Raw genomic sequence first — 20,556 nt, forward strand, 5'->3', positions numbered from 1 at the left:
AGTAAGAGAGGAACTGTGCGATGAGAGAAGAAAAGAAAGATACAGGGACAAAATATGACAAGAGCATGGTCAACCGTCTTGCCAGGGCTACCGGCCATCTGAAGTCCATACGCGGTATGGTGGAGGAGGGACGCGACTGCAGTGAAGTCCTGATCCAGCTTGCCGCTGTGCGCTCCGCTGTCAATGGCGCGGGGAAAGAAGTGCTGAAGCAGTATATTGACGAGTGTATTGAGGAGGCATTGGAGAAGGGGGACGCGGAGAGCCTGAAACGTCTGAACAAAGCGTTGGATTCTTTCTTAAAATGAGGAACCCGGGGATGGGGTGATCAGGAGAGAAAAAGAGGACTAAGAGCAGGAAAAAGCCTTTATTTTACGGGTTAAAAAAAGAAAATTTTTTTTAGATCTTTAACCCTGGGGGCGGCTTGCGGGAAGAGGATGTATGTTATAAGATAATATTACGGTTGATCTTCCTCCAAAAGTTGACCGGAAACATTTACAGTATTAGCTTTCCGTGCCGTTCCCTCCGCTTATAAACGGCGCGTGAAGCCTGATTTGAATTCACAGACACTCCAAGTTCAAAAAGCTGCATCCTACGCCGGGATGCGGCTTTTTGTGTGCACATCCCCCGGAGATATTTTGAAACACACTCTTGTAATATGCCTGCAGAAATGTTAATATTTTAGTAAGGTAAAATATTGAACAGAGTTCTTAAATACGGAACGATTAAGGCCTGCATGAAAGTTTAGGAGGGAAAACCACTATGAGTGAAGACAAAGAGATCAAGGTAAAAAGCCTGCAGAAGGCACTGGAGATCCTGGGATGTTTCGTGGAAAAACAACCTCTGGGTGTGACGGAGATCAGTGAGAAGCTGGGATTATACAAAAGCAACGTGCATAATATATTAATGACCTTCAAGGCCATGGACTATCTGGAACAGGACCCGGAAACCGGTAAGTTCAGCCTGGGGACCGCTGTATTCACATTGAGCCGTGCACTGAAGGAAAGCCTTACCATCACCAAGGTAGTGCTCCCTTACATGCATCAGATCGCGAAAGAAGCGGGAGAACTGATCTATCTGGCCATTCCCCACGGGGATGAGGTGGTCTATCTGGAAGCCGTATATCCGGAAGGCCAGATGCTGCCGGGCAGGTCTGTAACAGGAGAGCGCTCTAAAATGTATTGTACAAGTGTAGGCAAAGTCATCCTCTCCCAGATGCCCGACGAGGAAGTGGAAGAGATCTTGAGCCGTGAGAAGACACCATACACAGATTATACCATAACGGACAAGGAAAAGCTCTGGGAGGAAGTCAGGAATGCACGGAGAGACGGCTACGCTGTGGACAACATGGAAAATACATTCGGAGTCAAATGTGTGGGAGTGCCCCTGATGAATCATATGGGAAAGGTGGAGGGCGCCATCAGTATCAGCACCCCGTCTCTGCGCATGGATGATGAGAAGCGGGATATATTTGTACAGATTCTGAAACGGTATGCAAATGAGATCAAAAAGCGCTTATAGAAAATAAAGGGTCAAAATTGGATAGTTTGCACAAAAAGAAAAAAGATTCAAGGAATATATTGAAAAAACAAACAAGGTGTGATATGCTCATATCATCAAAAAAGAACGAAGTTCTTACATACAGAACATAAACCAATAGCAGCGGAATCCATTACTCGGCAAAATGCCGAGTAAAAAAATAAAACTATTGAAGAACAAAGTTCTGTAATAGAGAACAACATAAAATGGGAGGATTTTTAAAATGGCAAACAAACCGTATTTAGTAGTGGAATGGAATGACACAGAGACAGATGCAAAAGGATGGATGTGTGCATACAACTTCGTAAATCATTACTGCGGAGGCGGAACAAGAATGCATCCTACAGTTACCAAGGAAGAGGTTATCCGCCTTGCAACAACGATGGGATACAAATACAAAGCATGTGAATCTCTCACAACAGGCGGATGTAAGGCCGGTATTGCATATGATTATAAAGCACCGGACGCACCGGACGTTCTGAGACGTTTCCTGACAGCTACCGCACCGGTTATCAATGCAGGCGTATCCATCGGCGGAGATTTAGGTGTTGATTACTCCGATGTTTTAAGAATCTTAGATGACCTGGGAATCGGCATTCCCCAGACAAAGGCTATGAAAGAGGACCCGGATATCCATCAGGGTATTGTGAACCATGACAGGGCAGAAAAAGAGCTTACATATGACGGATTTAAAATGTATGACATGATCACAGGTTACGGCGTTGCGGCAGCAGCCGATGAAGCCTGGAAAATGAAAGGCGGCAAAGAAGGTGCATCTGTTATCATCCAGGGATTTGGATGTGTGGGCGCAAGCTGCGTGAACTCCCTGAACAACATGGGCTATAAAGTCATCGGTATCGCGGATGTAAACGGACTTGTATACTGCAAAGATGGTCTGGATATTCCGAAACTGGTAGCGACCAGACTCCCAAAAGGTGAGCTGAACAAGGAGTCCTTTGAAGACAACTACGAAATTTATCCAAACAGCCAGTGGCTGGAAAAAGAATGCGATATCCTGATCCCGGCAGCTCTGGAAGATGTTATCAATAAAGACAATGCCGATAAGATCAAAGCATCCCTGTTAGTGGAGGCAGCCAACATTCCCACCACTCCGGAAGCTGATGCGATCCTCCGCAAAAACGGAGTTGACGTAGCTGTTGACTTTATCTCCAATCTGGGAGGCATCCGTATCTACGAAGCAGTTATCTTCCGCCTTGTGAAGATTGAGGACATGAACGACGAAGATGCAGCAGCAGCTATTGTAAAAGACACAGTAGACTTGATCCGCAAACAGACACGCCGGGTATTTGAAGAGTCCAAAAAGACAGGTGAATTCACCCGTGACGTAGCCAGAAGGCTGTTCACACCGGACAAATCCGACACTCCGGATATGTAATCCGTTATTCTGCTAGAGAGGGTGGGGATGCGAAAAAAGCATCCCCATTCTACGCATATGGAGGTTTTTATGAATTCTAAAGTGAGAAAATACCTTACGGTCATAACACTTGGCCTGGCAGGAGGTTCCATCTATTTTCTGCCCTACGTGAAATACATTTTTTATGACGCACAGCTTGCAGCCATGCATATGAGCAACACCCAATCCGGTCTGCTGCTCACCATGTATACGGTGGGAAATATGATCCTCTACATACCGGGCGGCATCATTGCGGATAAAGTATCACCGAAAAAAGCATTGATCATCTCCCTTCTCAGTACATCGGCTCTGGCCTACCTATACGCGTTTACCATGGATTTTAAGATTGCCATGTTTATCTGGATGGGACTCTCCTTCAGTACGGCGTTTGTATTCTGGTCCGCACTTATGAAGGCTGTCCGCATTATCGGTACAGAGGAAGAACAGGGATTCATGTACGGCCTTTATTATGCCTGCAACGGAATTACAGCAGCCCTGACCAATACTCTGGCACTGAATATATATAAGACAGCCGGCGGGGACATGGAACAGGGATTTTTCCGGGCAGTTCTGGCAGGCGGCTCTGTGGCTATCATTGCAGCTATTCTGTTGTTCTTCCTTATGAAAGGCAGTGACAAAGAAAAAGAAGTCAGTGACGGGGAACCGAAATTCCGCATAGGTGATGTGGGGAAATTAGTAAAAAATCCGGTTGTATGGATCGTTTCCTTTACCATCTTCTGCGGATATGGATTTTATACCAGCATCTCTTATTTCAACCCCTATCTGACAGAAGTCATAGGCGTGTCACCGGAGAGTTCAGGGTTTATCTCCATTGTCCGCAACTATCTGCTTCTTCTGCTGGCTCCTGTAGGCGGTATTATTGCAGATAAAGTATTTAAATCAACCTGTAAATGGCTTTCCACGGCGTTTATCATACTGGCAGCTCTTTTTGGGGCAGTTCTCATTCTGCCTTCCAGTATCAGTCCCATGGCAGCCAGCCTGTACACCCTGATCCCGGGCGCGTTTGCCATGATGATGTACGGCGTTGTGTTCTCCACAGTCAGTGAGGCGGGAATCCCAAGGGCTATGACAGGAACGGTGATCGGTATTGCATCCATTATCGGCTATCTGCCGGATTCCATCTACTCTGTCCTCTTTGGAAATTGGCTGGATTCCTTCGGCGGTTCCGGATACAATTTTATATTTGGTTTCCTGGCAGTTTCAGGTCTGGTAGGTTCCGCACTGGCATTACTGATTTACAGGCACGGTAAGAAAGCAAAACAGGGAGAAGCTGCCTGAAGTTACGCTTCACAGTCTCCTGAAGTATGATAGAAAGGAAAATGAAATTATGGGAAAAGAAAAAGTTTACACCAATCCCGTCCGCTGCAAAGGCTGCGGCTATTGTATCAATGCATGTCCCCAGGAGGCCATTAAGGAATCCGGCCATGTAAATGCCAAGGGATACAATACGGTTGAAGTGGATGCAGAGAAATGTGTGGTATGCGGCATGTGTTACCGCGTATGCCCGGACTATGTATTTGAAATACGATGAGGGAGGTTCGTTATGGGAAAAGTATTATTTAAAGGAAATGAGGCTCTGGCGGAGGCCGCACTGGCAGCCGGATGCCGCTTCTACAGCGGATATCCGATCACTCCGCAGACAGAGATCCTGGAATATCTGTCCTGGAGAATGGAAGATGTAGGCGGTGTATTCATCCAGGCAGAGTCTGAATTAGCAGGCGTAAACATGGTACTGGGAGCATCCGCGGCAGGCGCGCGCGCACTGACCACATCCGCAGGTCCCGGATTTTCACTGAAACAGGAGGGGATATCCTATCTGGTTGCAGCAGATCTTCCGGCAGTTATTGTGGATGTCATGCGAATTGGAACAGGTCTCGGAGACATTGCGCAGGGGCAGGGGGATTACTGGCAGCTCACAAGAGGCGGCGGTCATGGTGATTACCATACACTGGTACTGGCACCCGCTTCTGTCCAGGAAAATGCTGACCTGATGGTGGAAGCTTTTGATCTGGCGGAAAAATACCGCCACCCGGTCCTCATCGCTTCTGACGCGGCGATCGGACAGATGATCGAAGCTGTGGAGATCCCGGAATTCAGGGACCACGATATTGATAAATTTGACTGGAGCATCAAGGGATGTAAAAAAGGCTGTGAGCAGCGCAAGATCCAAAATGTTTATTATACCCATCCAGATTATGAGAATTATTTGAGAGAGAAATACGAGGATATGGAGCGGGAGGAACAGCGCTACGAAAATATCCGGGTAGAAGACGCAGATCTGGTACTTGTGGCTTATGGAATCAGCTCCAGAGTCTGCCGTGAGACCGTAGAGCTGGCAAGAGAAGAGGGGATGAAACTGGGCCTGATCCGCCCCATTACTCTGTGGCCGTTCCCGGTTAAGGCATTTGAGGAGGCAAAGAACGCGAAAGCATTCCTCACTGTGGAGATGAATATCTTAGGACAGATGACAGACGATGTGCGCCTGGCTACCGGCGGAAAATATCCGGTTGATCATTTTGGTTCTATTTTCGAGATTCCGGAATCTGACGGGATCATTGCAAAAGCAAAAGAAATGCTTGAAAAGGAGGGAGTATAATATGAGACTGGTAGCTCCTGAAACCGTAACATTTACGCAGAGCGGCTTCTGTCCCGGATGCGGACACGGCCTGGCGGTCCGTCTGATTGCCGAAGTAATGGAAGAGATGGGTCTGAGTGAAAAACTTTTGGCTGTGGTTGACGTGGCCTGTGGTTCTTTAAATATAGACTCCTGGAGATTTGACACTGTCATGGCAGCACACGGACGTCCCGTGGCTACAGCAGTGGGGATTAAGAAAGTACGTCCCGAAAATCCGGTACTGGCTTACATAGGGGACGGCGCTGCTTACTCTATCGGTATGGCAGAGACCATGCACACAGCGATCCGAAATGACAATGTGGTGACTGTAGTCATCAACAACAGCCTATACGGCATGACGGGCGGACAGTGTGCGCCCACATCCCTTCCGGGTCAGATCACAACCTCCACACCCCGGGGAAAAGACCCTGAAAAAATGGGTATGCCTTTTAGAGTAGAGCAGGCCTTTACCGGTTTTGATATCGCATATCTGGCCAGGGGGACTATGGCAGATGCAAAGGGTATGATCCAGTGCAGGAAGTATATTAAAAAAGCCTTTGAAAAACATATGAAGGGTGAGGGATTCTGTCTGGTGGAGCTGCTTTCCCCATGTCCCACAAACCTGAACATGACTCCTGTTAAGAGCATGGAACACCTGAAAAATGAGATGGAAAAATACTTCCCTCTGGGTGAATTTAAAGACAAAAAGGAGGAGGAATAGACATGGCAAAAGAAATTATTTGTGCCGGATTCGGCGGACAGGGAGTGCTGACAGCCGGAATGCTCCTCATCAATGCCGGTATGGAACAGGAGAAAAATGTATTATTCTATCCCTCCTATGGTTCAGAGATGCGGGGCGGGACCGCCAACTGTACCGTGAAGATCAGTGATAAACTGATCGCCAGCCCGGTTTCAAAATGTCCGGATATTCTGTTTACCATGAATACACCTGCCATTGACAAATTCGAGGAACGCCTGAAACCCGGCGGACTTCTGCTGGTGAACTCCTCCATCGTACCGGAGGACAGGACCTACAGGGATGATATCAAGGTAGTGAAGATCCCTGCAACGGATATTGCTGCTGAGGTGAAAAATCCAAAGGGTGCCAACCTGGTAATGCTGGGTGCGCTGGCTGCCCACAGTGATTTATTTACCATTGAATATATGGAAACAGCCATTGTCTCTTTCTTCGAGAAGAAAGGGAAAGGCAAATTTAATGAGAAGAATGTAGCCTGCTATCGCAGGGGAGTAGAAGGTAAATAATTACGGGGAATGAGTATGAGAGGGCAGGATGAGTGCCCTCTCACAGGAGGTAGAAAACTATGGATTTGACAAAACTGCTGAAACCGAAGTCCGTAGCAGTCATCGGTGCCAGCGAGAAGGAAGGCTTCGGCGGCGATGTATGCCGCAATATCCTTGCCTATATGGAAGACAGAAGCCATGTATATTTTATACATCCGAAACGTGACCGGGTGTTTGGAGTGCCCTGTTATAAAAGCGTGTCAGATGTTCCGGAATCTGTGGATCTGATGGTGATCTGTACCTCACAGAAAACGGTCATACCGCTTTTGCGGGAAGGCGCGGCAAAGGGATGCGGGGGTGCCGTTGTATTTGCCAGCGGTTATGGCGAAGTGGGGACGGACGAAGGCCGGGCCAATGAAAAGGAACTGATGGAGACAGCCAAAGAACTTGGAATCGCAGTCATGGGTCCAAACTGTGCCGGATTCGTCAATTATGTGGATAACGTACAGGCATTTGCCTTTATCTCTGATAAGAGAGATAGAAAAGGAGGCGTGGGAGTGGTTTCCCAGAGCGGCCAGCTCTGCCTGTCCCTGATGGATTGTCCGGGCATGCGTTTTTCCTACAGCATATCAGCAGGAAACGGTAAGATCGTACAGATGGAAGACTACATGGAATTCCTGGTTGAGGATGAGAATACCAAGGTAGTAAGTATTTATATTGAAGGTGTTAAAAATGCGGATAAATTCGCGGCAGTCCTCAAAAAAGCCGCGGATAAGAGAAAACCGGTGGTAATTTTAAAAGCCGGGCGGAGCGCAAAAGGCGGCGCCATCGCAGCGTCCCATACAGGAAGCCTTTCCGGTTCGGATGCCTCCTTTGATGCAGTTCTGAAAAAATTCGGAGCGATCCGTGTGGATGACCTGGAGGAGCTTATGGCTATGTCCCTCATGCTCTCCACTCTAAAACAGATGCCAAAGCAGGCCACATTTGCATCCATGAACCTCTCCGGAGGGGAGACGGGAATCTGTGCGGATGTGGGCAGCTTAAACGGCATTGAATACCCGGATTTTACAGAGGAGACCCTGACTTCTTTGAAGGAGCAGCTTCCCTCTTACGCCACCCCGAACAATCCGCTGGATATGACGGCAAGTCTTTCCTATGACGCTGATCTGTACGCGGGAGCCCTGCGGACTGTCATGGACGACCCGAATATTGGGATGGTCCTGATCGGTTATACACTGCTTCTGGAGATCGCAGACCCGGCAATCCACTATATGTATGAAGGAATCGAGAAGGTGGTAAAAGAAAAAGGGGAGAACTGCAAGCCAATTGCTATGATTCCCTTTGCCGAAAATACAAGGAATGCAGAATACCAGGAAAAGCTGTTTCATATCGGTGTTCCAGTGCTTCCGCCTACGGTCTATGCATTTAAGATCCTGCGTCATCTGGCTGATTTTATTTCCTACACACCGGAAAATAAGAGCCTGAGTCTGGCAGTGGGACAGAAGAAGAGCGGTGAGACCTACGCATTGTCTGAACATGACAGTAAGAAAGAGCTGGGGGCCTACGGGGTTCCGGTTCCAAGGGAAGTTATTGTAACATCAGCCAAGGAAGCGGCAGAGTTTGCGGGAAACACAGAGGAAGCGCTGGTCATGAAAGTGGAGTCTGCCGATATTTTACACAAAAGTGATGTGGGCGGCGTGAAGCTGAACATCCATGGTCAGGAAGAGGCGGTCCGGGCATATAATGAAATTATGGAGAGCGTTACATCCAAACGCCCTGACGCGAAGATCAATGGAATATTAATGGTTCCTATGTTAAAATCAGGAGTAGAGATGATTATCGGTGTGAATAATGACCCGCAGTTCGGCCCCATGGTCATGGTGGGCATGGGCGGTGTGTTCGTTGAGCTGTTCAAGGACGTAGCACTGTATCCGGCCCCTATAGGCAAGGCGGAGGCAATGGATATGCTGAGATCACTGAAATCTTTTAAACTTTTGAACGGTTATCGCGGCGGGGCAAAATGTGATATAGACGCCCTGTGTGATACCATTGTAAGTATTGCTGATTTCGCCAGTGCAAACAGGGATACCCTGAAAGAATTGGATATCAACCCTCTGTTTGTATACCCGGAAGGGGAAGGAGTAGGTGTTGCTGACGCTCTTGTTGTCAAATACGGCAGCAAAGAAGAAAGCCGGTCATAGGAACGCAGCCAGTGCACCCCCGCGGTCTCCAAACACTCTTTGGCCGGCAGGGGTGCATTTCGGCAGCCGGGCACTTTACCTGACGGAATAACAGGCATCCATAAAGGAGGGACATGATGTGAAACTGTTTGAGAAGATTGAGAAGAAAGTTTTTTTCCCGGCTGTGATAATCCTGGCAGTCATAATTATTCCATTGTATCTGGCACCGGAGGCGTCCAACAAGATCATTTCCAGTGTTTTTGAATTCTGTACAGGAAGACTGGGATTTCTGTACCTGTTGGCCTGTCTTGTGTCTTTTGGTTTTCTTATCTGGCTGACAGTAAGCAAGCACGGGAATGTGAAGCTGGGTACTGCCGAGGATAAACCGCAGTATTCTAATCTCTCCTGGATCGCCATGCTTTTTACTGCCGGTGTGGGAACCAGCATCGTGATCCTGGGTTTTCTGGAACCGATCTATTATGTGAGCGGCCCTCCTTTTGATCTGGAGCCATTCAGCAAACCGGCGTATGAATATGCGCATATGTATGGGCAGTTCCACTGGGGACTGAGCGCCTGGGCATTCTATAATCCGGCGATCATTGCCACGGCTTATATGATGTTCGTACGCAGGAAGCCGGGAATGCGTCTGAGTATTGCCTGCGAACCGGTGTTAAAGAAACGTTCCAGGGGATTTCTGGGAAATTTGATCGACATGCTTGTTATTTTCGGCATTGTAGGCTCTATCTCCACATCCCTTGGGATTGGGGCCCCTGTACTTTCTGTTATTATCCGGGAAGTATTCGGGATTCCCCAGAGTTATGATTTTGTTGTGCGTATTGTAGTATTGATCATTTGGGTCTGTATTTTCGGAACCTCTGTGTACCTGGGACTGGACAAGGGGATCCAAAAACTCAGCAACATAAATGTAGTGCTGGCTTTTGTCTTTATGGCAATTGTGCTTTTTGTAGGGCCGACAACAGATATCTTCAAAATGGAAGTAAATTCCCTGGGTCTTTATGCTTCCGATTTTGTGAAGATGAGTACATACACGGACCCGTTCGGGAGCGGAAAGTTTACGCAGGAATGGACAGTCTTCTACTGGGGTTGGTGGCTGGCCTTTATGCCTATGATGGGAATGTTTGTGGGAAGGATTTCCAAAGGGCGGACCATACGGAATGTGGTGTGGGGACAACTGATATGGGGAAGCCTGGGCTGCTGTGTAAGCTTTATGATATTCGGAGGATACTCATTGTTCCTGCAGGAGACAGGCAGGGTGGATCTTGCATCCATTCTGCAGAGTGAAGGGCAGAGCGCCGCCATTGTGGCGATTCTGCAGACTTTGCCCATGCCGAAGCTTATGATGATATTCCTGTGTATTGTCTGTTTTGTATATCTTGCAACTACCATTGATTCCTGCGCCTATGTTCTGGCAGGGACTACAATGAAAAGATTAAAGGGAGATGAGGAGCCTGCCAGGTGGAACCGGATATTCTGGGCAATCCTGTTCTGTCTTCTGTCAATCGGCCTTATGCTGATCGGCGGACTGGAGGCAGTCAAGACCATTTCCGTACTCACAGGACTGCCGTTGATCGCGGTATTGATATTGTTGATCATTTCAGTGAAGAAGATGCTTACCGGGGATGATAAATCAAAAAAGAGCAGGGATGTTTTAGAAAATAAACCGGAAAACATCCAAACAAATGAGCCCTTGGAGACAGCAGATTCTTCTGAAACAGAAAAAATATCCCCTGGGGTGGCTTGTAAAGAGGAATAGGATTGGCTATGATATAAGTATAGCCGCATCCTCCGCAAACTGCGGCTCCAAATGGATTTGAATTCACGCATGACAGACAAGGGAGGCTGTATCCGCTTTGGCGGGATGCAGCCTCCTTTGTCTACAGTTACAAATGCTTTACAAATGCAATAGTTAATGTTAATATCAAAAAAAACAAAGAGAGGATGATCACAGTGATACTCTGCATTTTAAAAGCTCCATGCAAAGTCTGAGACACGGACGGATTTGTATGGAGACGAATTTTTGGGCGTAATGCCTTTTCGTCCGTCAGACTTTGCGTTCTTTGAATAAACCAAGTTTATAAAAGAAAGGGCAAAGTCAAAATGAAAAAATTGAATAACGTAAAATCACTATTTGAAGGACTGCATACTTTTATCTTTCTGTGGGCAACGCAGGCGTTTTCCACACTGGGCAGTTCCATGACCAGCTATGCATTAGTCATCTGGTCGTATCAGCAGACAGGTTCAGCGCTGTCCACTTCACTACTGTCGATCTGTTCCTATGCGCCTTATGTGCTTCTGAGCATTTTTGCGGGGGCGCTCAGTGACCGGTGGAACAAAAAGCACACCATGCTTGTGTGTGACACCATTGCGGCAGTCAGTACGGCTGCGGTATTTTATCTGCTGTCAGCAGGCCGCCTGGAAATCTGGCACCTGTATTTTATCAACGGGCTGAACGGCCTGATGAATACCATTCAGCAGCCTGCCTCCGATGTGGCGGTCAGTCTGCTCACGCCTAAAAAACAATACCAGAGGGTGAGTGGTATGCGTTCGTTCTCAAACTCACTTGTGACTGTACTGAATCCCATTGCGGCTATGACAGTCATGTCTTTTTGGGGGATTGGGGCAGTAATAGCCATTGATCTGGCAACCTTCGCCGTGGCGTTTCTCACCCTTGCCTTCTTTATCCGGATTCCGGAGGAAAAGCTGGCATCCGGGGCGCAGACGGGTTCCCTCCTAAAAGCAGCAGGGGAAGGCCTTGGGTATATGAGGAAAAACAGGGGTATCCTGGATTTGATCCTTTTCCTGGCGGCCATCAATCTGGTGGCATCCATGTACAACGCGGCGCTGCCGGCCATGCTTCTGTCCAGAAACGGGGGCAGTAAGATGGCACTTGGATGGGTGAACGCCTGCGGAGGGCTTGCAAATGTGGCAGGCAGTATTTGGGTCTCCATGTCCGCACCTCCAAAGAGCAGAATGCGGGTCATCTGCAATTCCCTTCTGTTTTCCATGAGTACGGAGAATTTTTTCCTGGCCTTCGGAAGAAGTGCGCCGGTCTGGTGTTTTGGAGCAGTGCTGGGATGGCTGTTTATCCCTTTTATGTCTGCCAATATGGATGTGCTGATCCGCTCCCATACTCCCCTGGAAATACAGGGACGTGTGTATTCTGTGCGCAACACCCTGCAGTTTTTTACAATTCCGGTGGGATATCTTTTAGGCGGACTGTTTGTGGATAAGGTTTTTGAACCGATCATGGGCAGACAGGCAGCGGGAAGTTATCTGGTGCATGCTTTTGGAAGCGGAAAAGGTTCCGGTGCAGCTATGCTGTTTTTCTTTCTGGGAATAACAGGAGTTTTAATCTGCCTGTTTTTTAGAAAGGACAGGCATCTGTGGGATTTGGAAGAGAGAATGTGAGGTGTAGAAGGAAATGAAGATGCAGATATTTCAGATAGATAACATACCGTCTGTTCTCTATGGAGAGGAGGCGGACAGAGTCATATTAGCAGTACATGGAAACCAGTCCAATAAGACCGATGTACCCATACGGATTTTAGCAGAAACTGCACAGGCCAAAGGATATCAGGTTCTGAGTTTTGATCTGCCGGAGCATGGGGAACGTAAAGGCAGACAGATTCCCTGTAAGGTGCAGAATTGTGTGGAAGAACTAAAAACCGTTATGGAATATGTAAAAGGTAAATGGAAGTCTGCAGGATTATTTGCCTGCAGTATGGGTGCATATTTCAGCCTTCTTGCCTGCAAGGATGAGAAGCTTGAAAAATGCCTGTTTCTCTCACCTGTGGTGGATATGGAAAGGCTGATAGAAAATATGATGACCTGGTTCCAAGTTACGCCTGAGCATTTAGAAGCCAGCGGCGAACTGGATACGCCTATAGGGCAGAAACTTTACTGGGATTATTATTGTTATACCAGAGAGCACCCCATTGTGAAATGGAATGCCCCCACTTGCATTCTCTATGGAAGTGAAGATGATCTGTGTGAATGTGACAGAATAAAAAGGTTCACAGAGCGGTTTGGCTGCAGCCTGGAAGTGGTTGAGCAGGGCGAACACTATTTTCATACAAAGGAACAGCTTGAAAAATATAGGGATTGGCTGGAAAAAGAATTATAAATAGATAGGCAGGGGCGTACAGCATATATCTGGTGCCCATAAAGTAAAGACGGCCGGGCAGCAGTGAGCGATCATGGTATGCTGCCCGGCTGTTTTTGATGATGTCAGATGTTCCCATACGGATTTTGGCGGAGACTGCACAGGCAAAAGGAAAAGTGTTTCTGTGAGTCAAATTTCTTTTCTGACGGGAGAATCTTATAATCGCCACCATATGGTTTTGTCTCTTGTGTATTCCGTAAAACCGCATTTCTGTAATAGTTTCTGGGAGGCAGATCCATCCAGGTCTGTCTCTGCTATGATATGCCTGACTCCTTTTTGACCCAGTGCCCAATTACACATGGCCTCGACGGCTTCTGACATATAACCCTTTTGCTCAAAGGCTTTCCCCAGACCATACCCAATCTCCACCTCGCCCCCGGTATCGGGGATATTCTTAAAACATGCCGACCCCACCACGGCCCGGTCTGAGTTTCTGATGATGAACCAGAAACTGTGCCATATATAGTTTTCCGTATCTTTTTCACATGCCGCAAGCTGGGCAGATACGATTTCTTTAAATATGCCATCCATAGGTTCTGCCTGATAGGAACATCCCAGTTCGTTTTCTAGCTGCGGCATATCGTTTATCCATAATGCAAGCTGGTGTGGGGTAAGGGGTATGATGCGTAAACGTTTCGTATCAATATTCATAAGTTCTCCAATACATTTCTGAAAGACAGCTTGTCTCTTCTTTTTTTATTCCGCTAAATGGAGCTTGATGATCTCAAGCAATGACAGATACATATTTTTTTCCATTTTGTATATCTCTGCAATGGAGGCAGACATTTTTTCCAGAAGTTCTGTGTTTCCGTTTTGAGACAATTGCCATAAATCTTCACCCACAGCGTCCCATAATGCGGCTGTCTGTATAAAACGCTGCCCTGTTTCCGGAAGTCTTTCATCCTGAAATATAGGCGCGCACTCACATAGGAATTCCCCGTACATATTGCGGAATATACCGCCTCCCGTGCCGCCGTCCGCACGGATCTGAAAATAGTTTGTGATTCCGGCCAGACGGAGTTTATCGGGGCTGAATTGTTTCCACTTCAGGATTTCTTTAGAAAATTTCAGGATGCCGTTAATGCCCAGAAGCTGTGCGGGAGGATAGAGCATGGTATTGCAGGTATCCATTACGGCCTCGCACAAAACAGCCTTTCCGGGCTCCCGGTATCCTGTGAGATCAAAGACTAAATATTTATTGTTAGCAGGGAAAGGTCTGTGCGTGCTGGTGCGCGCCATTTCCACTTCCGCGTAATCTGCCAGATGAAAATCTTCAGAAATCTGTCCATTGGGCACCCGGATGGGATAGTCATGGTTGTCCCTGTCACTAAGCCAGAATTTCTGTGCCGCGTCATCATAGCCGAACAGGACAACTGCATGTCCTCCGAAATGACTGTCCGGATCCATATCAAGATATTTTAAATACGGCATGTCAGCATAGATCAGAACAGGATCCTTTTCGTCTATGAGATGTTTTGCAGCCTGGAAAACCCGGGAATACTGTTTGGAGGACTTACATTTGATGGTAATACCCAGACGTCCGGCCAGTTTCTTTTCAAATTCAAAAACCTTTGTTCTTCCGCTTACCATAGGACTGGCGGACTGGTTGAGGTAGAGGAAGGATAAACCTGAAGCAAGCCCGAACAGCATTTCTTCCGATACTGGGTGTCCGTAATAAGTAAAAATCTGTTTCAGGGCATTGGTAATACAATGCTTTCCTCCCTGGGGGGTAAAATCTTCGATCACTGTTTTCATTTCTTACTTGTATGATGTTTATAGAAGCTAAAACATCACATTTTCCTTTCTTTTAGTGATGTGACATAATACATTCAGATGCTGTGGACTTTTGATTTTCTTCTGTAGTCCAACTACTTAAAGGAGTGTATTGCCACGGTTTTATCTGAATCATTTATAAGCTGGATGTTGCCACGAGGGAATTCCTTCCCGAGCACTTATTTCAATCAAGTCTATGAGGGTAAACACCTGTGGAATTGTCACAGTATCACACTCAGAAAGGAGATCTTATGATTTACGTAGGCATTGATATTTCCAAACTCAACCATTTCGCCTCTGCCATTTCTTCAGATGGTGAAATTATGCTTCAACCGTTCAAATTTACAAATGACTATGATGGCTTCCATCTGCTGCTTCACAAGCTCGATTCTTTGGATCCTGACAGCCTCATCATAGGTCTTGAATCAACGGCTCACTATGGCAACAACCTTCTTGAATTCCTTGTCAAACATAACTACAAGGTCTGTGTCATAAACCCTATCCAGACCTCTGCAATGCGAAAGAACAACATTCGCAAAACAAAAACCGATAAGGTAGATACTTACATAATTGCTAAAACTTTAATGATGGATCCTCACCGTTTCTTTTCGCAGCATGATCTTTCAATCATGCACTTAAAAGAATTGGGGCGTTTCCGCGTGAAACTAATCAAGAAACGTACCCAGGGCAAGATCCAACTAATGTCGTATGTTGATCAGGCTTTCCCTGAACTGCAGTATTTCTTCAAATCTGGCATCCACCAGAAATCTGTGTATACAGTTCTTAAAGAAGCACCTACGACCAAAGACATTGCTTCTATGCACCTGACCCATCTGTCACACTTGCTTGAGGTTTCCTCCCACGGTCATTTCAAGAAAGACACAGCGACTGAATTAAGGATTCTGGCACAGAAGTCTGTCGGTTGCAGCGACAGTTCTATATCTACTCAGATAACTCAGACCATTGAACTAATCGAGTTACTGGATAGCCAGGTTCATGACGTTGAATCTGAAATGGAATTGATTGTCAATTCTTTGGATTCCGTCATTATGACCATTCCGGGCATTGGTTTTATCAATGGCGGAATGATACTGGGCGAGATTGGCGATATTACGCGCTTCTCCAGCCCATCAAAAGTGCTTGCATTTGCTGGTCTTGATCCGACTGTCTATCAGTCTGGAAACTTTAATGCCAGCCATACCAAGATGTCCAAACGTGGGTCTCGTCCCCTTCGCTACGCCTTGATAAATGCAGCACATAACGTTGTCAAAAACAACAAAACCTTTAAAGATTACTATGATCAGAAAATCTCAGAGGGAAAGTCCCACTACAACGCCTTAGGACATTGTGCCGGGAAGTTAGTTCGCATCATTTATAAAATGCTCACTGACAACGTTTCATTTAATTTGGATTAATATCTGACCGCTCATATATATTTTTAAAAAGCACCCTATGGGAGCTCTATTAAAGTTAGCCATTTTTCCGGTCAGAAAATAAATATAATTTTTTGCTAATTTAGGGTGGACTTTTCATAGCTGGTCTCCTTTGGATGGTTTCAAAGGGCAAAAGAATCTCTGTAACATAATTGGCAGGATTTCCTTTAAAAATCATACCGGGGCTTTTTTGGTAAACCTCTCTTGTGGGAGTCAGTATCTTATAGCCGTTGGCGTTGGCATAGGCAAAGATAGATTGATAGGCGAGATATAAAGTGTCGTAGCTGCCATAGTGAACCGTGCGCAGTGCCTTAAAAGCGGGCAGTTTTCTGCAGGTCACGGCTCCATCCCTTATTCTGCATTTGACGGGGAGGCAAAGCTCTATGTCTGCCGGTTCTGCACAATCTTCATCGTAGTAACAGTTGAAATGTCTGCCTGCTATGTTGTTTTTTACTGCTTTGTAAAGAAGCGGTACATATTGTTCCAGATCACGGTATCTGCCTGTAAAACGGATGGAAGCTGCCAGCACTTCTTCTACATCGGTAATATCAATATGGTATGTCTGGCTTTTCTGTTTTCCCTCAAAAGACGGCATCCTTCTGCTTATTTTTTTAATGAGTTCTTTTTCCTTTGCAATATTGGTCTCAATAAACTGTATTTTTTCTTTTAGAACGTATGTTAAGTCATCTTCTGTATCCACAGCTTCCGTAATCTCCCGTATTTCCATGATGGAGAATTCTAAAGAGCGCAGGAATTTAATAAGCAGGGCCTTTTTCAAATCTTCATCACTATAATATCTGTACTGATTTTCTGCGTCTCTGAAGGAAGGCGTTAGAATGCCTTCCTTATCGTAATAACGCAGTGCTTTTACAGTTAATCCGGAAATTTTGGAAAACTGGCTGATTTTATACATCATAATCTCCTTTGTTTTAGATACGTTCTAGTCTAAACCATCCCCTGCACAGGAGTGTCAATAGGCATTTGCCGCCTGATATGTAATCAGTCTATCACAGCCAACAGAAAGATGTAAACGAAAATAGGGTTGTCATGTGCCGGATATGAGGATTTATAGGTTCGTTGTAATCGGATATAGAATATTGTATAATCAGAACATGCATCAGCATATGCAGTAAAACGGAAAAGGGGGAGATTTTTATGGAGGAGAAACTTTTGATAGACCGACGGGGAGACGGCATACATGTTGTAAAAGATAACCGTACAGTTGTAGATTATTTTATTTACCCGGAGTACGAGATTCACTTAAACTGTCTTTTGGCAGGGGCTGTGCAGGAGTGGCATTTTCATTCGGAGATTGAGGAGGTATTGGTGGTTACGAAAGGGGTTTTGACCTGTAAATGGAAAGAGGACGGAGTGGTTCGTACAGCCAGGGCAAAGGAAAAGGACATTGTGCGTGTGCAGAATTCTGTTCATACATTTCAAAATGATACAGAAGAAGATACGGAATTTATTGTCTTTCGCTTTGTGCCGGATGGAATGGATAAAAGAGAGAAAATAAAAAATGACAAACAGTTGGCTGGGGAGGGATAAGGAATATGAAAGAGGAACATAAAGGGACAAAATCCAATTTGCCGGAAGAGGCCATAGGACAGGAAAGTGCCGAGGAACAGACCGATGAAACCGAAGAGAAAATAAAAGATACTGCGGAAGAAATACCCGAGGAAAAGAGTGAAAGAGGAAACCGGCTGCCTATATGTATTTGCTTAGGCCTGGCGTTGGGAGTGGCTTTGGGCAAAACCGTATTTGGAAATCTGGGTACAGGTATTGCCGTGGGGATCGCGCTGGGAGCAGCAATAGGAAGTATAAAGTAGATTAGTATTTCAGTAAATCAGATAATATATCATAGAGCTGCAATATTATATAAATTTAATAAATATAACAATTGTAACTTTGCATAATATGGGATATAATAAACGCACAGACAGAGTTTCCGTGTCATATTTTCCAGGAGGAAACCATATGGCAAGGAAAAAATTTGAACAGCTGGATCTAAAGGATGCTTTTCTCTTTTCTGCTGCACTGGAAGATCCGGAGGCGTGCCGGCTGATACTGGAGTTGTTTTTAGGGTATCCCATAGCGAAGATAACTGTACACGCGGAACACAGTATTTTGCTCAGTTCTGATTTCAAAAGCGTCCGGCTGGATATCTATGCCAGTGACGAGTTATCCGTTGGCTATAATATGGAAATGCAAAATGAGAAGGAAAATAATCTGCCCATGCGGTCGCGGTATTACCAGAGCGAACTGGACATAGCCGCCTTAAAACCCGGAGAAGATTACAATGATATGAAGCCAGGCTATATTATTTTCATTTGTACGTTTGACCCATTTGGCAAAGGTCTGTATAAGTATACTTTTGAAAATCGCTGCCTGGAAACAGATATGCCTCTTGGAGATAAGACGATGAAAATCTTCTTTAACACAAAAGGTACCAATCCGGAGGAGGTTTCAGAAGAACTGCTTGCATTTCTTGCGTATGTAGAAGACAGCACGGATTCCTGTGCAGAGAAAACCCAAAGTGAAACTGTTCATAAGATCCACAATAGGATCAAAGAATTGAAAAAGAATCGGGAAATGGGGGCGAAATTTATGCTGCTGGAAGAATTGATCAAGGATGCCCAGAAAAAGGCCGGTGAAGAAGGCATTTCTAAGGGAAGGAGCGAAGAACAGAATCGCTACAGCGGTCTGATCCTTCAGTTGGCGAAAGACGGACGAAGTGACCTGATCGTGAAAGCCGCTTCTGACACACATCTGCTGAATGCTTTATATGAGGAATATAAATTATGATCGTGTACGCACTGTCTATTGATACAGTTCTCAGCCATCTCGGGCTAAAATCATTTATTATTACATATTGTGTAACTGTTCAGTACCCTCACAGTTACAGGCAAAAATTCATGCAAAATCGCCTTTGGCGATGGGGTTTTTGCTTGGCCGTGGTACACTTTCTTACGGTCAGCGCAGTGAATGCGCAGACCTACTGAATAGTTACCATATTGTAACGTTACTACAAATCTTCAATAGAAAGCACGTTCCGTGAACTTTCTATTCTCATGAATTAAGGCGGATGAAAATGATCCGCCTGTCTGAATATTTCTATTTACATTCCACAAAATAAATGAAATATGATGCGGAATTCTGTCTTTTTCTTTTGGAGCCAATCTGTTCGTTTTCTCCGGAAAACTGAGCATAGGACTGTGTGTTTTGCCTGTAACTGTGAGGATACTGAACAGTTACTGTACTTTTAGTATACTGTGAATAGTGATCTAAGGGGGGAATGCCCCTATATTGTTATATTCTACAGGTGTTTTTCTCCCCCCGTTTCTGTTATAATGAGGAAAAGCTATGGTTATCATACAGGAAACGGGAATAGATGAGAGAATTACGAAAGGAGCAGCAGGCCGGCATCAGGCCGGAGCATTCCTGCCGGAAAAGGTAAAGCGGGAATACCTGTTAGAATTCACATGAAGGATGAAAGTAAGAAATGGCTGGACTGGGCAGTGGAACTTCAGAGTCTTGCACAGAGCGCACTGTATTACTGTAAAGACAAATATGATATAGAACGTTTTGAGCGTATCCGGGAAATCTCCGCGGAGATCATCAGTGAACAGGCGGAGATGCCTTTTGAAAAAGTCAAAGATCTGTTTTGCTGTGAGGTGGGATACCAGACGCCGAAGATGGATTGCAGGGCAGCCATAATAGAAGGAGATAAGATTCTTCTTGTAAAAGAAAATGACGGCAGATGGTCTATGCCGGGCGGATGGGTGGACGTGGACTTGTCGGTAAAGGAGAACACCATCAAAGAGGTGAAAGAGGAAGCAGGCCTTAATGTGACAGCCGATATGGTCATTGCGGTCCAGGACAGGGAAAAGCATAATAAACCACTGTACGCATACAAAATATGCAAAGTTTTTGTTCTGTGTACAGTGATCAGCGGTCATTTTGAGAAGAATTTGGAAACTGTGGACAGCGGTTATTTTTCCATGGATGAGCTGCCGCTGCTTGCGGAGGATAAAAATACAAAAGAGCAGATAGCCATGTGTTTTGAAGCGTCAAAAGCGGAGCACTGGAAAACACAGTTTGATTAAGATGGAGATGTGCTGAGACACACTTTGGGATTCTGTTATTTTCATAGAGGAGGT

21 protein-coding genes are annotated in these 20,556 nt (G+C 45.8%); 18 read left to right on the forward strand and 3 right to left on the reverse strand.

Annotated features, from left to right (window positions below):
- Positions 1 to 20 precede the first annotated feature (20 nt).
- The 12 genes from C6P39_RS17430 (at position 21) to C6P39_RS17485 (ending at position 13,151) form a co-directional block, all read left to right on the forward strand.
- Positions 21 to 305 carry a metal-sensing transcriptional repressor gene (locus C6P39_RS17430; protein WP_095171186.1) on the forward strand — a complete coding sequence of 95 codons (285 nt, stop codon included), beginning with the start codon at positions 21 to 23 and terminating at the stop codon, positions 303 to 305.
- 454 nt (positions 306 to 759) lie between these two features.
- The gene (locus tag C6P39_RS17435) at positions 760 to 1,518 is read left to right on the forward strand and encodes an IclR family transcriptional regulator (RefSeq protein WP_095171183.1); all 759 of its coding nucleotides are present in this window, start codon (positions 760 to 762) and stop codon (positions 1,516 to 1,518) included.
- 241 nt (positions 1,519 to 1,759) lie between these two features.
- Positions 1,760 to 2,932: a Glu/Leu/Phe/Val family dehydrogenase gene (locus C6P39_RS17440; RefSeq protein ID WP_095171181.1), complete on the forward strand. Its 1,173-nt coding sequence runs from the start codon at positions 1,760 to 1,762 to the stop codon at positions 2,930 to 2,932.
- Positions 2,933 to 2,989: 57 nt separating this feature from the next.
- Positions 2,990 to 4,249 carry an MFS transporter gene (locus C6P39_RS17445; RefSeq protein WP_330407148.1) on the forward strand — a complete coding sequence of 420 codons (1,260 nt, stop codon included), beginning with the start codon at positions 2,990 to 2,992 and terminating at the stop codon, positions 4,247 to 4,249.
- A 49-nt stretch (positions 4,250 to 4,298) separates the two neighbouring features.
- The gene (locus tag C6P39_RS17450; RefSeq protein WP_033142472.1) at positions 4,299 to 4,502 is read left to right on the forward strand and encodes a 4Fe-4S binding protein; all 204 of its coding nucleotides are present in this window, start codon (positions 4,299 to 4,301) and stop codon (positions 4,500 to 4,502) included.
- Between the two features lie 12 nt (positions 4,503 to 4,514).
- The gene (gene vorB / locus C6P39_RS17455) at positions 4,515 to 5,567 is read left to right on the forward strand and encodes a 3-methyl-2-oxobutanoate dehydrogenase subunit VorB (protein ID WP_104804637.1); all 1,053 of its coding nucleotides are present in this window, start codon (positions 4,515 to 4,517) and stop codon (positions 5,565 to 5,567) included.
- 1 nt (position 5,568) lies between these two features.
- Positions 5,569 to 6,306, forward strand: coding sequence for a thiamine pyrophosphate-dependent enzyme (locus C6P39_RS17460; RefSeq protein ID WP_095171175.1), 738 nt, complete (start codon positions 5,569 to 5,571; stop codon positions 6,304 to 6,306).
- 2 nt (positions 6,307 to 6,308) lie between these two features.
- Positions 6,309 to 6,848: a 2-oxoacid:acceptor oxidoreductase family protein gene (locus tag C6P39_RS17465; protein ID WP_095171172.1), complete on the forward strand. Its 540-nt coding sequence runs from the start codon at positions 6,309 to 6,311 to the stop codon at positions 6,846 to 6,848.
- A 59-nt stretch (positions 6,849 to 6,907) separates the two neighbouring features.
- Positions 6,908 to 9,028 carry an acetate--CoA ligase family protein gene (locus C6P39_RS17470; protein WP_104804638.1) on the forward strand — a complete coding sequence of 707 codons (2,121 nt, stop codon included), beginning with the start codon at positions 6,908 to 6,910 and terminating at the stop codon, positions 9,026 to 9,028.
- Between the two features lie 118 nt (positions 9,029 to 9,146).
- Entirely contained in the window at positions 9,147 to 10,781 is a 1,635-nt protein-coding gene (locus tag C6P39_RS17475) for a BCCT family transporter (protein WP_095171169.1), read from the forward strand.
- Between the two features lie 344 nt (positions 10,782 to 11,125).
- Positions 11,126 to 12,436, forward strand: a complete 1,311-nt coding sequence (locus tag C6P39_RS17480) for an MFS transporter (protein ID WP_104804639.1) — start codon at positions 11,126 to 11,128, stop codon at positions 12,434 to 12,436.
- A gap of 13 nt (positions 12,437 to 12,449) precedes the next feature.
- The gene (locus C6P39_RS17485; RefSeq protein ID WP_104804640.1) at positions 12,450 to 13,151 is read left to right on the forward strand and encodes an alpha/beta hydrolase; all 702 of its coding nucleotides are present in this window, start codon (positions 12,450 to 12,452) and stop codon (positions 13,149 to 13,151) included.
- A gap of 195 nt (positions 13,152 to 13,346) precedes the next feature.
- Here the strand turns inward: C6P39_RS17485 and C6P39_RS17490 are convergent, their stop codons facing one another.
- Together C6P39_RS17490 and C6P39_RS17495 are read right to left on the reverse strand one after the other, a co-directional pair.
- Positions 13,347 to 13,841, reverse strand: coding sequence for a GNAT family N-acetyltransferase (locus C6P39_RS17490; RefSeq protein ID WP_104804641.1), 495 nt, complete (start codon positions 13,839 to 13,841; stop codon positions 13,347 to 13,349).
- A 45-nt stretch (positions 13,842 to 13,886) separates the two neighbouring features.
- The gene (locus C6P39_RS17495) at positions 13,887 to 14,945 is read right to left on the reverse strand and encodes a BtrH N-terminal domain-containing protein (RefSeq protein WP_104804642.1); all 1,059 of its coding nucleotides are present in this window, start codon (positions 14,943 to 14,945) and stop codon (positions 13,887 to 13,889) included.
- Between the two features lie 269 nt (positions 14,946 to 15,214).
- On the opposite strand from C6P39_RS17495, the gene C6P39_RS17500 reads away from it, so the two are divergent.
- Positions 15,215 to 16,378 (forward strand): IS110 family RNA-guided transposase, encoded by a 1,164-nt coding sequence (locus tag C6P39_RS17500; RefSeq protein WP_104804643.1) that lies wholly within the window; start codon positions 15,215 to 15,217, stop codon positions 16,376 to 16,378.
- Between the two features lie 100 nt (positions 16,379 to 16,478).
- Here the strand turns inward: C6P39_RS17500 and C6P39_RS17505 are convergent, their stop codons facing one another.
- Complete coding sequence (locus C6P39_RS17505; RefSeq protein ID WP_242987071.1) at positions 16,479 to 17,312, reverse strand: MerR family transcriptional regulator; 834 nt, start codon at positions 17,310 to 17,312, stop codon at positions 16,479 to 16,481.
- 239 nt (positions 17,313 to 17,551) lie between these two features.
- Here C6P39_RS17505 and C6P39_RS17510 point away from each other — a divergent pair, with 239 nt between their 5' ends.
- The 5 genes from C6P39_RS17510 to C6P39_RS17525 all read left to right on the forward strand — a co-directional run bounded on the left by C6P39_RS17510 (position 17,552) and on the right by C6P39_RS17525 (position 20,502).
- Complete coding sequence (locus C6P39_RS17510) at positions 17,552 to 17,944, forward strand: cupin domain-containing protein (RefSeq protein ID WP_104804645.1); 393 nt, start codon at positions 17,552 to 17,554, stop codon at positions 17,942 to 17,944.
- Between the two features lie 5 nt (positions 17,945 to 17,949).
- Positions 17,950 to 18,225, forward strand: a complete 276-nt coding sequence (locus tag C6P39_RS17515; RefSeq protein ID WP_207657138.1) for a hypothetical protein — start codon at positions 17,950 to 17,952, stop codon at positions 18,223 to 18,225.
- A gap of 148 nt (positions 18,226 to 18,373) precedes the next feature.
- Positions 18,374 to 19,201, forward strand: coding sequence for an Rpn family recombination-promoting nuclease/putative transposase (locus tag C6P39_RS17520; RefSeq protein ID WP_104804646.1), 828 nt, complete (start codon positions 18,374 to 18,376; stop codon positions 19,199 to 19,201).
- A 558-nt stretch (positions 19,202 to 19,759) separates the two neighbouring features.
- The gene (locus C6P39_RS28190) at positions 19,760 to 19,882 is read left to right on the forward strand and encodes a hypothetical protein (protein WP_278277976.1); all 123 of its coding nucleotides are present in this window, start codon (positions 19,760 to 19,762) and stop codon (positions 19,880 to 19,882) included.
- Positions 19,879 to 20,502, forward strand: a complete 624-nt coding sequence (locus C6P39_RS17525) for an NUDIX hydrolase N-terminal domain-containing protein (RefSeq protein ID WP_104804647.1) — start codon at positions 19,879 to 19,881, stop codon at positions 20,500 to 20,502. Before C6P39_RS28190 ends, C6P39_RS17525 begins: the two co-directional genes overlap by 4 nt.
- Positions 20,503 to 20,556 lie beyond the last annotated feature (54 nt).

It is taken from the genome of Blautia marasmi (assembly GCF_900258535.1).
Lineage (GTDB): Bacteria > Bacillota > Clostridia > Lachnospirales > Lachnospiraceae > Blautia > Blautia hominis.

Excerpts from the sequence above, each read along its gene's own strand:
- C6P39_RS17430 (WP_095171186.1), top strand. The coding sequence starts at position 21 with ATGAGAGAAGAAAAGAAAGATACAGGGACAAAATATGACAAGAGCATG.
- C6P39_RS17435 (WP_095171183.1), top strand. The coding sequence starts at position 760 with ATGAGTGAAGACAAAGAGATCAAGGTAAAAAGCCTGCAGAAGGCACTG.
- C6P39_RS17440 (WP_095171181.1), top strand. The coding sequence starts at position 1,760 with ATGGCAAACAAACCGTATTTAGTAGTGGAATGGAATGACACAGAGACA.
- C6P39_RS17445 (WP_330407148.1), top strand. The coding sequence starts at position 2,990 with ATGGAGGTTTTTATGAATTCTAAAGTGAGAAAATACCTTACGGTCATA.
- C6P39_RS17450 (WP_033142472.1), top strand. The coding sequence starts at position 4,299 with ATGGGAAAAGAAAAAGTTTACACCAATCCCGTCCGCTGCAAAGGCTGC.
- vorB (WP_104804637.1), top strand. The coding sequence starts at position 4,515 with ATGGGAAAAGTATTATTTAAAGGAAATGAGGCTCTGGCGGAGGCCGCA.
- C6P39_RS17460 (WP_095171175.1), top strand. The coding sequence starts at position 5,569 with ATGAGACTGGTAGCTCCTGAAACCGTAACATTTACGCAGAGCGGCTTC.
- C6P39_RS17465 (WP_095171172.1), top strand. The coding sequence starts at position 6,309 with ATGGCAAAAGAAATTATTTGTGCCGGATTCGGCGGACAGGGAGTGCTG.
- C6P39_RS17470 (WP_104804638.1), top strand. The coding sequence starts at position 6,908 with ATGGATTTGACAAAACTGCTGAAACCGAAGTCCGTAGCAGTCATCGGT.
- C6P39_RS17480 (WP_104804639.1), top strand. The coding sequence starts at position 11,126 with ATGAAAAAATTGAATAACGTAAAATCACTATTTGAAGGACTGCATACT.
- C6P39_RS17485 (WP_104804640.1), top strand. The coding sequence starts at position 12,450 with ATGAAGATGCAGATATTTCAGATAGATAACATACCGTCTGTTCTCTAT.
- C6P39_RS17490 (WP_104804641.1), bottom strand. The coding sequence starts at position 13,841 with ATGAATATTGATACGAAACGTTTACGCATCATACCCCTTACCCCACAC.
- C6P39_RS17495 (WP_104804642.1), bottom strand. The coding sequence starts at position 14,945 with ATGAAAACAGTGATCGAAGATTTTACCCCCCAGGGAGGAAAGCATTGT.
- C6P39_RS17500 (WP_104804643.1), top strand. The coding sequence starts at position 15,215 with ATGATTTACGTAGGCATTGATATTTCCAAACTCAACCATTTCGCCTCT.
- C6P39_RS17505 (WP_242987071.1), bottom strand. The coding sequence starts at position 17,312 with ATGATGTATAAAATCAGCCAGTTTTCCAAAATTTCCGGATTAACTGTA.
- C6P39_RS17510 (WP_104804645.1), top strand. The coding sequence starts at position 17,552 with ATGGAGGAGAAACTTTTGATAGACCGACGGGGAGACGGCATACATGTT.
- C6P39_RS17515 (WP_207657138.1), top strand. The coding sequence starts at position 17,950 with ATGAAAGAGGAACATAAAGGGACAAAATCCAATTTGCCGGAAGAGGCC.
- C6P39_RS17520 (WP_104804646.1), top strand. The coding sequence starts at position 18,374 with ATGGCAAGGAAAAAATTTGAACAGCTGGATCTAAAGGATGCTTTTCTC.
- C6P39_RS28190 (WP_278277976.1), top strand. The coding sequence starts at position 19,760 with ATGGTTATCATACAGGAAACGGGAATAGATGAGAGAATTACGAAAGGA.
- C6P39_RS17525 (WP_104804647.1), top strand. The coding sequence starts at position 19,879 with ATGAAGGATGAAAGTAAGAAATGGCTGGACTGGGCAGTGGAACTTCAG.